Raw genomic sequence first — 12,503 nt, forward strand, 5'->3', positions numbered from 1 at the left:
AGGCAAATTCCTGTACCGGCGACTACCCGCCGGCAGCGGGAGCCGCCGTGGTCCTGCGCGCAACCAGGTGCGGGGTCCGGACAACATGCCCGGGCGGCTGGGTTCCCTCAATCCGGGCCACAGCGCGGTCCACGGCTGCTGCTGCCAGAAGCGGAGCGTCCTGGCTGATCGAGGAAAGCTGCACATAGCTGAGCCGCGCGAACTGGCTGTCGTCGTAGCCGAGCACTGACACATCTGCCGGGACCTTCAGGCCCTGCGCCCGGAGACTCTCGATTAGTCCCAGGGCGGACCTGTCGTTGAAGGCAATGACGGCCGTCGGCATGTCCGGGCCGAGGGACTTCCCGGCAGTCATTCCGTCTTCCTCCATCGCGCCGCCGGCAATGATGGCCGGCTCCAGGCCGCGGCGTCCCATCTCCGCCCGGAAGGCAGACCGGCGCGGTTCGGCGGAGACCGCGGTGCCGCCGTCGACATGGACGATCCGCCGGTGCCCCAGGGACACGAGGTGTTCCACCGCCATCCGGATGCCCTCGTAATCGTCACTGCTCACGGAGTCGGTGAGTTCGCCGACGTCGTTGCGGAGCAGGCTCACCACCGGCACCTGGCCGGCGTACCGGGCCAGTTCGTCGCTGCTGAGCGTGGGTGAGATCAGGATCAGCGCCTCGGACCCGAAATCCAGCAGAGCCTCGATGGTCTGGGTCTCTGGCCTGCCGCTGGTGACGCCGCCGAGTGCCAGTTCGTAGCCTTTGGCGCTGGCCTCGGCGTACGCGGCGTCCACAATTTCGGCGTGGAACGCGTGGCCCGTGGAGAAGCTGAGGCCCAGGAGTTTGGTCCGGGTGCTGCGCAGCAGGCGGGCACGGCTGTCGGGCCGGTAGCCGAGTTCGCGTGCGGCATCCAGCACTTTTTGCCTTGTGGCTTCGGCGGCGCCGGGGGCGCCGCGCATCACGATGGAAACGAGGGCCCTTGATACGCCGGCCGCTTGCGCTACGTCCATGAGGGTGGGGCGCCGTTGCTGTTCAGTCATCTGCCTCCTTGCTGACAGCAGTCTATAGAACGATCTAGACAGATAGCGAAAAACTGTGCCACCATCATGTCACTAGAACGATCTAGAAGCGTGAGAAGAGGATTACAACATGACCTACGTCCAGCAACCGGCCGGTGACAACCACCCCGTCCGCCTTGGCCTTATTGGAGCGGGCTGGATCGGTGCCTTCCACGCCGAGTCCGTGGCCCGCCGGATTCCCAATGCGCGGCTGGATGCCATCGCTGATCCCGCGCTTCCCGCCGCCGAAGCACTGGCGGGCAAGCTCGGGGTTGCCAGAATCACCGCAGATCCGGCGGACGTCATAGCCGACCCCGACATTCACGCGGTCCTGGTGGCATCGCCGGCAAGGTTCCATTCAGGCCTTATCGCAGCTGCGGCCAGGGCCGGGAAAGACGTGTTCTGCGAAAAGCCGGGCGGCCGCACCGTCGAAGAACTGGATGAGGCGCTGGCCGCCGCGGACGCCGCCGGGGTCAACGTCCAGTTTGGCTTCAACCGGCGCTTCGCGGCGGACTTCGCCGCCGCCAGGAGACTCATCGACGACGGCGCGGTGGGCACCCCGCAGCTGCTGCGCTCCCTCACCCGGGACCCGGGCACCGCGGCCGGAATCTCGTCCCCGGAGCGGATCGTGCCCGGAACGATCTTCCTGGAGACGCTGATCCATGATTTCGACACCCTGAACTGGCTGAACCCGGGAGCGGTTCCGGTGAAGGTGCATGCAGTGGCTGACGCCCTGGTGGCGCCGGAAGCGAAAGCCGGAGGCCTGCTGGACACGGCGGTGGTCACGGTGACCTACAGCAACGGCGCCATCGCGGTGGCAGAAGCCAACTTCAACGCCCTGTATGGCTATGACGTGAGGGGCGAGGTGTTCGGCTCTGCCGGCATGGTCGCCGCAGGCGGGCCGCGGGCATCAAGTGCCGTGAGCTACACCGCCGCCGGCATTGCCTCCGACACCGTGCGGTTGAACATTGACCTCTTCCACGACGCCTACACCAATGAACTTGCCCACTTCGTCGACGGCGTTGCGGCCCGCCGGGCCGGACGGGCAGCGGGCGGAACGGCGGTCCCCCGCGGCATCGATGCCCGCAATGCGCTCGCCGTGGCCCTGGCGGCGATCCGGTCGCACGAGACGGGCCTCCCGGTGGACGTTTCGGCTGTGGCACACCTGCAGGCGGCCGAGCCCGGGCTGCAGCTCACAGGACCGCATCTCACGGGTCCGGGCGCATGAGCTTCCGGCTGGCAGCATGCGCCGAAATGATCTACGGCGAGCTGCCCCTCGTCGAACGGGTGCAGCGCATACACGGGCAGGGGTTCGAGGTGGAACTCTGGGACACGCGGAACCGGGACATTTCGGCACTCGCCGCAACGGGTGCCCGTTTCTCCTCCATGAGCGGCTACTTCGGCGGCAGCCTCATTGACCCGGACAGCGCGGACCGGGTAGTTGAATCGGCGGAGAAACTCATCCCGACTGCGTTGGAGCTGGGTGTCGAGCGCATGGTGGTGCATCCGGCGGAACTCGGCGACGGCGGGGTTGCCGTGCGGCCCCTTCAGCGCTCCAGCGGCCAGATGTGGCTGACCGCCCTCCGCACCCTGGAGCGACTGGGCCGGCTCGGTGAGCGGCATGGTGTGGTCTTTGCGCTTGAGAACCTCAACACGGTTCTGGACCACCCGGGCATACCGCTGGCGCGGGCCAAGGACACCCTGACGCTGGTGTCCGCAGCCGACCACCCGCACGTGAGGATGATGTTGGATCTATACCATGCCCAGATCGGCGAAGGAAACCTGATTGAACTTGTCCGCGGGGCGCAGCCCTGGATCGGGGAAATTCAGGTGGCCGACGTCCCTGGCCGGTTCGAGCCCGGAACGGGGGAGGTCAACTACAGCGGCGTCGCCAAGGCGCTCGCCGGCGCCGGCTACTCCGGAGTCATCGGCCTCGAGGCGGCTGCGTCGGGCGGACCGGGAGTCGCCGCGGGGGACAGGGCCCTGTCGGCGTTCCGGCACGCCTTCACGCGTGGGTAGGCCCGGGCGAAAACTAATATCGTCCTAATGTTAGGACAAAGATTGACATCTGTGACTCGAGTCACGATGATCAGAGATATCAACATTCCAGGCTGGTGCGGTGTGGCACGGCGGGAACCCGGATCAAAGGAGATTTTCGGTGAACAAATTTTCATGGCGGAGGGTGGCGCTGGTAGCCGCCGTCGTGCCGATGATGGCTCTGAGCGCCTGTTCGTCCAGCGGCGGCAGGCCGGAGGAGAACGCAAATGCCGGGGCCGGCGGCCAGGCTGCGTCGACGCCACGGATCAAGGTTGCGCTCATCACGCATGCCGCTCCCGGAGACACCTTCTGGGACATTGTCCGCAAGGGCGCTGAGGAGGCCGCCGCCAAGGACAACGTGGAGCTGCTCTACACCTCGGACCCCGAAGGCGGCCGTCAGGCCCAGCTGATCCAGCAGGCTGTGGACCAGAAGGTGGACGGCATCGCCGTAACGCTGGCCAAGCCGGACGCCCTGAAGGACGCACTCAAGAAGGCCACGGATGCGGGCATCCCCGTGGTGAGCCTCAACGCCGGTGAATCCGTTTTCGCCCAGCTCGGCGCGTTCACGCACTTCGGCTCCAATGAGAAGCTCGCCGGTGAAGCAGTGGGTGACAAGCTCAACTCGCTTGGACTCAAGCACCCTGTCTGCGTCATCCAGGAGCAGGGGCACGTCGGCCTCGAAGCCCGCTGTGCGGGTGTGAAGTCGAAGGTTCCGGGCACCGAGATCCTGTATGTGCAGGGCACGGACATGACGCAGGTGTCCTCCACAGTGACCGCCAAACTGCAGGCCACCGCTGATGCCGACGTCATCATCGGGCTGGGTGCGCCCTACACGCTGACCATCCTCAAGGCGGTGACCACGGCCGGCAGCAAAGCCAAGGTGGCCTCCTTCGACATGAACGCCGAGCTCGCCCAGAAGATCGCCGATGGCGCCGTTGAATTCACCGTTGACCAGCAGCCGTGGCTGCAGGGCTACGGTTCGGTGGACGCGCTGTGGCAGGCCAAGCGCGGCGGCTTCAAGGTCGGCGGCGGCCAGCCCGTCCTGACCGGCCCCACCATCGTGGACAAAGCCGGCGCAGCCAACGCCCTCACCTTCGCCCAGCAGGGTATCCGCTAGCAGTCCGCCAGCCCGGTCCGGCGGAAACGCAGTACCGGGCAGCAAGGAGCATTCCAATGACCATGACCCAGACCATTTCCAAACCGGCGGTGACCGACGAACGTGTCGGCAGGCGCAATCCTTTGCAAAAGCTGCTTGGCCGTCCCGAGGTGGGCGCCCTCGTGGGAGCCATCGTCCTTTTCATATTCTTTGCTGCGGTGTCCCAGACCTTTACCCAGCCGAACGCGTTCGCCACCGTGCTCTACGGTTCCTCGACCATCGGCATCATGGCGGTGGGAGTATCGCTGCTGATGATTGGCGGCGAGTTCGACCTGTCCACCGGTGTCGCAGTCATCAGCTCCGCGCTCACGGCGTCGATGTTCAGCTGGTACTTCAGCATGAACGTCTGGGTCGGTGTGATCCTGGCGCTTGCGGTGTCGCTGAGCATCGGTTTCATCAACGGCTGGATCCTCATGAAGACCAAGCTCCCCAGCTTCATCGTCACGCTCGCCACGTTCCTGATGTTGACCGGCTTGAACCTGGGCCTGACACGCATGATCGGCGGCGGCGTCTCATCACCGTCCATCTCCACCATGGACGGCTATGAGTCCGCGCAGGCCATCTTCTCCTCGTCGGTGAACATCGCCGGCGTGGACGTGAAGAACACCGTCTTCATCTGGATCGCCCTGGTGGCCGTCGCCTCCTGGGTGCTGCTTCGCACGAAGGTGGGCAACTGGATCTTCGCTGTCGGCGGCGACGCCAACGCCGCGCGTGCCGTGGGCGTGCCCGTCAAGGCGACCAAGATCGGCCTCTTCATGGCCGTGGGTTTCTGCGGCTGGATCCTGGGCATGCACAACCTGTTCGCATTCGACGCCGTGCAGTCCGGCGAGGGCGTGGGCAACGAATTCCTGTACATCATCGCCGCCGTGATCGGGGGGTGCCTGCTGACCGGAGGCTACGGGTCCGCAGTGGGCGGCGCGATCGGCGCCTTCATCTTCGGCATGGCCAACAAGGGCATCGTGTACGCGCAGTGGAACCCGGACTGGTTCAAGTTCTTCTTGGGCCTGATGCTGCTCCTGGCCACCATTGTGAACCTGATCGTCAAGCGCCGCGCAGATTCAAGTAAGGGCTGAACACCATGGACGCCAAACAAATCGACCAGCAGGAACTCCTCAGGGACGAGAAGGACCCGCTGACCCACACCCCGGTGCACCTGCTCTCGCTGGAGAACGTGGGCAAGCATTACGGCAACATCGTCGCCCTCACGGACGTCACGATGGCCGTGGACAACGGCAGGGTGACCTGCGTGCTCGGAGACAACGGCGCGGGAAAGTCCACGCTGATCAAGATCATCGCCGGCCTGCACCAGCACGACGAAGGCGTCCTCCACATCATGGGCGAGGAGCGGAAATTCGGTTCGCCCCGTGACGCCCTGGATGCCGGCATCGCCACCGTCTACCAGGACCTCGCCGTCGTTCCCCTGATGCCTATCTGGCGCAACTTCTTCCTCGGCTCCGAGCTGACCACGGGCTTCGGTCCCTTCAAGCGCCTGGACGTCCAGGCCATGAAGGACATCACAAAGCAGGAACTGGCGGACATGGGCATCGACCTGCGCGATGTTGAGCAGCCCATCGGCCAGCTTTCCGGCGGTGAACGCCAGTGTGTCGCCATCGCCCGCGCCGTGTACTTCGGTGCGAAGGTCCTGATCCTGGACGAGCCAACGGCAGCCCTGGGTGTGAAGCAGTCCGGCGTCGTGCTGCGCTACATCCTTCAGGCCCGCGACCGCGGACTGGGCGTCATCTTCATCACCCACAACCCCCACCATGCCTTCCCGGTCGGGGACCGGTTCCTGCTGCTCAAGCGCGGCAGGTCGATTGGCTACTACGACAAGAAGGACATCACCCTCGACGAACTCACCGCCCAGATGGCAGGCGGCGCCGAATTGGCCGAACTGGCCCACGAACTCGAACAGCTCGGCGGCCACGGGGACGTAGTCAAGCAGGTCCAGGCCGAGGTTGCCGGCGTGACTGACTCCACTGCGGACACCGGCCGGGCACCGCAGTAGGGAGACATGACAAGGAGCAGCATGAAAGAGGTAAGCCTTGGACTCGTGGGAGTCGGCCGGATCGGTGCGATGCACGCACGCAACATCACCAGCCTGAATGAGCTGATCACGCCGCAGGGCACTACGGTGCACCTTAAGCTGACCGACGTTGCCGAAGAGCACGCACGCACCCTGGCCGGCGGAATTGGCGCGGCTTTCCTTCCGTCCGTTGAAGCCTTGCTTGACTCGGGCGTCGACGGACTGGTCATCGCCACCGGGACGGCCACGCATCCGGACCTGATCAGGGCCGGAGTGGACGCAGGAATCCCGGTGTTCTGCGAAAAGCCCGTCACTGTGAACGTCGAGGAATCACTGCCCGTGCTCGACCATATACGGGCCACGGGCGGGACCGTGCAGATCGGCCACCAGCGCCGGTTCGATCCAGGCTACCTGGAGGCCAAGCGCGCCTTCGACGCCGGGGAGCTGGGGTGGCTTCACACGGTCAGGGCAGTGACGTGCGACATGACGCCGCCGCCGGTGGAGTTCCTGGCGACATCCGGCGGGCTCTTCCGCGACTGTTCCGTCCACGACTTCGACATCCTCCGCTGGCTCACCGGCAAGGAAATCGTGGAGGTTTTCGCCAAGGGGTCCAACAACGGTGACCCCGCAATCGGTGCCGTCGGCGACGTCGATACCGCGCTGGCTGTGGTGACGTTCGACGACGGCAGCGTCGGAACGGTCTCGGCCACCCGCTACAACGGGGCGGGCCATGATGTCCGGCTGGAACTCCAGGGATCCGCAGGGTCCATCATGGTGGGGATGGATGAGCAGATGGCGATGTCTTCTGCCGAGCCCGGGATCGGTTTCCCGGCGGGGCCGCCGCACATGACGTTCGCCGAGCGGTTCCACACGGCATACCGTGCCGAGATGGCGGCCTTCGTGGAAGTAGTGCTGGGGCAGCGGCAGAACCCGTGCACACCGGAGGACGCCGTCGCAGCCTCCATGGTGGCCGACGCTGCCCAGGCATCGCTGCAGTCCGGGGAGCCGGTGCGGGTGGCGCTCCAGCCGGCGGGCTGACACGGCGCGAACGTACAGTTGTGGCCCCAATTCCGGACGGAAAAGGGGCCACAACTGTACGTTCGCGCAGGGAGGTGCCGAATCAGTACTGGATGGTCTCGGTCCTGCCCGTGCGCAGGGACAGCGTTGCCGCTTCGGCGATCGCCTGGGCCTTCAGGCCATCCTCGAGGGACGGCGCGACGGCTGAACCGCCGTCGGCCGCTTTTCCGTTCTCCAACGCAGCCACAAAGTGGGCCAGGGCGGCGGCGTAGGTCGGCTGGACCCGTTCAAACCAGCCGGGGTGCATGCCGTCGTCCACCACCTTCCCTGAGTAGTAGCGGGACACAGCCCCGGCGCGGTGGCGGCCGGCCTCGGCCATGCCCGTGGAGCCCATGATTTCGATCCGTTCGTCATAGCCGTAACCGGTGCGGCGCGCGCAGTCGATCTGGACCAGGGCGCCGCCGGGAAGCCGGAGCGACACCACGGAGGTATCCACATCGCCGTACTCGGCCAGCCGCGGTTCTGCCAGGGCTGACCCGGTGGCGAAGACCTCAACCGGGTCCGCTCCCGTCAGCCAGCGGACCAGGTCGAAGAAGTGAACGGTCTGGTCGCGCATCTGCCCGCCCGACGTGGCGATGTAGGAGAGCGGCGGCATGGCCGGGCCGCGGCTGGTGAGCTGGATGAGTTCTACATCTCCGATTTCGCCGGCGTCGACAATCCTCTTGAGCTCGGCGTAGTCACGGTCAAAGCGCCGGTTGAAGTCCACCATGACCGGCACCGCGTGCTTGGCGGCGAAGGCTGCAGTCTCCCGGGCCTGCCCGAGGTCCAGGTCGATCGGTTTTTCGCACAGCACTGCCACGCCGGCCTTGGCGGCACGGCGCAGGTGCGCGGCGTGGGTGTCGGTGGAGGAGGCGATGAACACCGCGTCGATGGCAGCGGAGGCGAACACCTCCTCCAGGTCCGCGGCAGCGCGGGCGCCGTGCTTCACGGCCAGGGCCTTCGCGCGGTCCTGGTCGACATCGAAGACGAAGCGGAAGTCAACGTCCGGGTGGGCTGCGAGGTTGGCGGCGTGAACGGAGCCAATGAAGCCTGCCCCGAGGAGTGCGAAGCGCTGCATGGTCAGACCCCCACCTTCTCGACGGCGCCGGCCGGGGTTACCCAGGCGGCATCCCGGGCATGTGAGGCTGCGACCGCCTCCACGAACCGGACGCCTACAAGGCCGTCGTGTCCCGTGGGGAAGGACAGTTCCCGGGTCTCCGGCAGGGTGCCGTCCCGGCGGGCGCGCAGTTCGGCGGCCAGGTCGCGGTAGAAGTTGGCAAAGGCTTCGAGGAATCCTTCAGGATGGCCCAGCCCTACCCTGGTGAGGCGCGAGGCGTCCTCCGACAGGGTGCTGAGCCCTTCCGTCAGCACCGTCGTGGTCCCGGCGAGGTCCTGCATCAACAGGCGGTGGGGGTCCTCGTGCTGCCACTCGAGGTTTCCCTTCGTGCCGAAGACCCGGATCCGCAGGCCGTGGTTGTGGCCGGCGGCGGCCATGCTGGCCCACAGCCGGCCCGGAACCTCACCGGTGAGCTGCAGTTCGACGGTGGCATGGTCGAAGACCCGCCTGCCCGGAACCAGGGTCTTCAGCCGCCCAGAGACCCTCTCGGCCTCGAGCCCGGTGATGTAGCGAAGCAGGTGGAAGCCGTGCGTGCCGAGGTCGCCGACGACGCTGGGGAAGCCGGCGATGTCCGGGTCCGTCCGCCAAGTGGCCTGCTTGTGCCCGCCTTGTTCCAGGGGAGAAGCCGCCCAGCCCGAGGCGTGCTCCACGTCCGCGAACGTGACGGCTCCCAGCTGGCCGTCGCGCACCATCCGGGCCGCGTGGCGCACCATGGCGTAGGCCGAGTAGCAGTGCGGAACCGCCAGTACAGCGCCGTTTTCAGCGGCGATCCGCACCAGTTCCGCGGCGGTCACTGAGTCCCGGGTCAGCGGCTTCTCGCACACCACCGAGATGCCGGCCTCGAGAAAAGTGCGGGCGATCTCGAAGTGGCTGTCGTTCGGCGTCGCAACAACCACCACATCGACGCCGTCCTCCCGGCTCGCTTCCTTTTCCGCCATCTCTCGGTAACCGGCGTAGTGCCGGTCTTCCGGGATGCCAAGTTGGGACGCGACGGCAGCGGAATGGGCCTGATCGCGGCCAAAGACCCCAGCCTGAAGGTCGTATTCGCCGTCCAAGCGCATCGCGCGGCGGTGCGTCTTGCCGATGTCGGCCCCTGCGCCGCCTCCAATCATTCCGGCCAGCAGCTGCCGTGCATGCGGTTCACTCATCAGGATCCTCTTTGACTCTTTGGAATTTTCTTGGACCGGTCCATACTTAGTGGCATGAGCCGGTTCGTCAACCCCTTAGGCTGGTACCCGACTGGCAGTACCCGGCTGACACGACCTTAAGAGGAGCCCCGTGATCCCATCGTTCCCCAACAGCGGCCTGCCCGCAGCGAAGCCCACGATCCGGGACGTGGCAGACCGGGCCGGGGTGTCCAAGTCGCTGGTCTCGCTGGTTCTGCAGGGCTCCGGGAACGTCAGCGATTCCCGACGGCGGGCGGTGCTTGAGGCGATGGACGAACTGGGTTACCGGCCCAACAAACTCGCCCGCGGGCTCTCGATGCCGCGCACCGGGACCGTTGGCGTCCTGCTCAATGATCTCCGGAACCCCTGGTTCATTGAGCTCCTGGAAGGTCTCGCGGCCTCCCTGCATGCGGCCGGCGTTTCGCCCGTCCTTGCCGACTCCTACACGGACCGCAGGATCGGCCGCCCGTCCGTCGAGGCGCTGCTGGAGCAGCGGATTGATGGCCTGGTGGTGGTGGGAACCACCACGGAGTCCGCCGCCATCAGGGCCGCCTCCGCCGTGGTTCCCGTGGTGCTGGCGGGCACGCTTGATCCGGAGTTGCCGGGCATGGATGTGGTGGTCAACGACGACGCCGCGGGTGCGCGGAAGGCCACCGCGCATCTCATTGCGCTCGGGCACAAACGCATCGCGCATCTCCAGGGCCCCGATGAGATCGGGCGCCTGCGACGGTCGGGTTACGAGCAGGCGATGCAGGCGGCCGGCTTGGAACCGTGCGCGGTGGCGGGCGGGATGAGTGAGGAAAGCGGCTACGCCGCGGCCCGGACCCTGCTGGCCGCCGGCACCCCGCCAACGGCGATTTTCGCTTTCAACGACATCGCCTGCATTGGCGTGCTGTCCGCCGCAGCGGACGCGGGCGTGACCGTTCCGGGGAACATTTCCCTGGTGGGCTACGACAACACGTATCTGGCCCGCATCCGCCACCTGTCCCTTACCTCTGTGGACAACGGCAATCTCGCGGTGGGGGTCCAGGCCGGCAAGTTCATCCTGGAGCGGCTGGGCAATCCGGATCTGCCGGGCCGGAGGCATCTGGTCAGCAGCGAGCTGCAGGTCAGGGGATCCTCCGGCAGTGCGCCGGATTAGGGTTCCTCCGCTGGCGCCGGGGAGCGCGCGGCCACTCCGGGGCAACGACAAAGCCCCGCCTTCAGGCTTGTGGCCTTGAAGGCGGGGCTTCTGTGGTGCACCCCCCGGGACTTGAACCCGGAACCCATTGATTAAGAGTCAATTGCTCTGCCAATTGAGCTAGAGGTGCATCTGCTGTTTCGTTCCTCCGAGGGCTTTAGTCTCCCTCGTTGACCTCCGCAACGACATGAAACTCTACACGATGTTTTGGCTACGACAACACGTGCATGCTGCGCAGCCGGCATCACGCACATTCCGGGCACGACAAAGCCCCGCCTTCTGGCTTGTGGCCTTGAAGGCGGGGCTTCTGTGGTGCACCCCCCGGGACTTGAACCCGGAACCCATTGATTAAGAGTCAATTGCTCTGCCAATTGAGCTAGAGGTGCATCTGCTGTTTCGTGCCTCCAAGGGCTTTTCATTTCCCTCGTTGACCTCCGCAACGACATGAAACTCTACACGAAGTTTCGGCCGGTGTGAAATCGGGGCGGGCGGGAGGTGCCACTTAGCGTGGAATCCGCAAAATCAGCGCGAAGTCAGGGTTTTGGTTGTTGGTGAGAGCCCATAAATCCCCGTTTGGGGCCGCTGAAACGTTCCTGATCCGCCCAAACTGCCCCGTGAAGTAGCCCACAGGATTGCCGGCGTTTTCGCCGTCGAGCGGGACAGCCCAGAGGCGCTGGCCCCTCAGCGCGCCAAGGTAGGCCGTGCTGCCTACGATCTCGAGTCCGCTGGGCGAGGAGTCTGCGGTGGACGGCCAGACAATCTTGGCGTCGATGAATCCGTCGCGGTGGGGTGCTCCCGTGACTTCCGGCCAGCCGTAGTTTCCGCCGGGCTGGATCAGGTTGAGTTCGTCATTGACGTCGGGTCCGAACTCGCTGGCCCAGAGCCTGCCCTGGCTGTCCCATGCCAAACCCTGCACGTTCCGGTGGCCAAGGCTGTAGACGGGATTGTTCGGGAAGGGATTTCCGGGCGCGGGGGCGCCGTCCTTGGTGAGCCGCAGGATCTTGCCGCCCAGGGCGTTCCGGTCCTGCGGCTGCTCCCGGCGCTGTGAGTCTCCCGTGCCGACGTAGAGGAAGCCGTCCGGGCCGAAGCGGATCCTGCCGCCGTTGTGGGTGGAGGCCTTGGACATGCCCGAGAAGATCACCGCCGGCTCGCCCAGGCGGAGGCCCGCACCGCCGGCTGCCCCGCTGCCTTCCAGACGCATGCGGACAATCCGGTTGTCATCGGCGGCGGTGAAGTAGGCGTAGAGATAGCGGTCCGAGGCAAAGCCGGGCGACAGTGCCAGGCCCAGCAATCCGCCCTCACCGCCGGGAGCGACGCCGGGAACCGCTCCGATGGTGCTGACCTTGCCGTCGGTCACGGATTTGAGCAGGGCGGAATCGCGTTCGGAGATGACGGCCGTGCCGTCCGGCAGGAACACCGTCGACCAGGGAATCTGCAGTCCCTCGATCCTGCCCCGCACTTCCGGCGCCCGCGGCGGTGTGGGAGCCGCGCCGGAAGCACCCGGCGCACTCGCACCCGAGGCGGTCGCCCCCGGTGAGCCGGTGCCCGGAGTAGGCGCCGCGGTGGCCCCGTTGGCCGTGGAGCCGGTGCTGGCAGGGGCAGGCTGACCGCCGTCGCCGGTGCAGCCGGACAGGGACAACGCCAGGGACAGGGACAACGCCAGGCACAGGGACAACGCCAGGGCGGAAAACGCCCGGGCGGTCGCGGCCGGGGGCATGGCGGCGGCAGC

11 protein-coding genes and 2 tRNA genes are annotated in these 12,503 nt (G+C 66.3%); 7 read left to right on the forward strand and 6 right to left on the reverse strand.

All coding sequences use genetic code 11. The features are described from left to right. Nucleotides 1-22: 22 nt before the first annotated feature. Entirely contained in the window at nucleotides 23-1,021 is a 999-nt protein-coding gene (locus CXZ05_RS08265) for a LacI family DNA-binding transcriptional regulator (RefSeq protein ID WP_102972117.1), read from the reverse strand. Between the two features lie 109 nt (nucleotides 1,022-1,130). Between CXZ05_RS08265 and CXZ05_RS08270 the strand changes: the two genes are divergently transcribed. From CXZ05_RS08270 to CXZ05_RS08295, 6 genes are all read left to right on the forward strand, one after another. Then, nucleotides 1,131-2,267 carry a Gfo/Idh/MocA family oxidoreductase gene (locus CXZ05_RS08270; protein WP_102972118.1) on the forward strand — a complete coding sequence of 379 codons (1,137 nt, stop codon included), beginning with the start codon at nucleotides 1,131-1,133 and terminating at the stop codon, nucleotides 2,265-2,267. After that, nucleotides 2,264-3,058, forward strand: a complete 795-nt coding sequence (locus CXZ05_RS08275) for a TIM barrel protein (RefSeq protein WP_102972119.1) — start codon at nucleotides 2,264-2,266, stop codon at nucleotides 3,056-3,058. Before CXZ05_RS08270 ends, CXZ05_RS08275 begins: the two co-directional genes overlap by 4 nt. 139 nt (nucleotides 3,059-3,197) lie before the next feature. Then, nucleotides 3,198-4,193, forward strand: a complete 996-nt coding sequence (locus tag CXZ05_RS08280) for a substrate-binding domain-containing protein (RefSeq protein WP_102972120.1) — start codon at nucleotides 3,198-3,200, stop codon at nucleotides 4,191-4,193. Between the two features lie 56 nt (nucleotides 4,194-4,249). Then, nucleotides 4,250-5,305, forward strand: a complete 1,056-nt coding sequence (locus CXZ05_RS08285) for an ABC transporter permease (RefSeq protein WP_102972121.1) — start codon at nucleotides 4,250-4,252, stop codon at nucleotides 5,303-5,305. Between the two features lie 5 nt (nucleotides 5,306-5,310). Then, a complete protein-coding gene (locus CXZ05_RS08290) occupies nucleotides 5,311-6,237 on the forward strand; it encodes an ATP-binding cassette domain-containing protein (protein WP_102972122.1) in 927 nt (308 codons plus the stop codon). Nucleotides 6,238-6,258: 21 nt separating this feature from the next. Continuing rightward, nucleotides 6,259-7,293, forward strand: a complete 1,035-nt coding sequence (locus tag CXZ05_RS08295; protein ID WP_102972123.1) for a Gfo/Idh/MocA family oxidoreductase — start codon at nucleotides 6,259-6,261, stop codon at nucleotides 7,291-7,293. Nucleotides 7,294-7,375: 82 nt separating this feature from the next. Here the strand turns inward: CXZ05_RS08295 and CXZ05_RS08300 are convergent, their stop codons facing one another. Further along, nucleotides 7,376-8,389 carry a Gfo/Idh/MocA family oxidoreductase gene (locus tag CXZ05_RS08300; RefSeq protein ID WP_102972124.1) on the reverse strand — a complete coding sequence of 338 codons (1,014 nt, stop codon included), beginning with the start codon at nucleotides 8,387-8,389 and terminating at the stop codon, nucleotides 7,376-7,378. A 2-nt stretch (nucleotides 8,390-8,391) separates the two neighbouring features. Continuing rightward, the gene (locus CXZ05_RS08305; RefSeq protein WP_102972125.1) at nucleotides 8,392-9,576 is read right to left on the reverse strand and encodes a Gfo/Idh/MocA family protein; all 1,185 of its coding nucleotides are present in this window, start codon (nucleotides 9,574-9,576) and stop codon (nucleotides 8,392-8,394) included. A 130-nt stretch (nucleotides 9,577-9,706) separates the two neighbouring features. Here CXZ05_RS08305 and CXZ05_RS08310 point away from each other — a divergent pair, with 130 nt between their 5' ends. Next, nucleotides 9,707-10,735: a LacI family DNA-binding transcriptional regulator gene (locus CXZ05_RS08310; protein WP_258006499.1), complete on the forward strand. Its 1,029-nt coding sequence runs from the start codon at nucleotides 9,707-9,709 to the stop codon at nucleotides 10,733-10,735. 93 nt (nucleotides 10,736-10,828) lie between these two features. On the opposite strand, the gene CXZ05_RS08315 is transcribed toward CXZ05_RS08310, so the two are convergent. From CXZ05_RS08315 to CXZ05_RS08325, 3 genes are all read right to left on the reverse strand, one after another. After that, a tRNA-Lys gene (locus tag CXZ05_RS08315) sits at nucleotides 10,829-10,904 on the reverse strand. A 180-nt stretch (nucleotides 10,905-11,084) separates the two neighbouring features. Further along, nucleotides 11,085-11,160, reverse strand: a tRNA-Lys gene (locus CXZ05_RS08320). A gap of 116 nt (nucleotides 11,161-11,276) precedes the next feature. Then, nucleotides 11,277-12,491 (reverse strand): sorbosone dehydrogenase family protein, encoded by a 1,215-nt coding sequence (locus CXZ05_RS08325; RefSeq protein ID WP_258006502.1) that lies wholly within the window; start codon nucleotides 12,489-12,491, stop codon nucleotides 11,277-11,279. Nucleotides 12,492-12,503: the final 12 nt, after the last annotated feature.

Origin of the sequence: Arthrobacter sp. AFG20 (genome assembly GCF_002892795.1) — a bacterium.
In the GTDB taxonomy this organism is placed as follows: Bacteria; Actinomycetota; Actinomycetes; order Actinomycetales; family Micrococcaceae; genus Arthrobacter.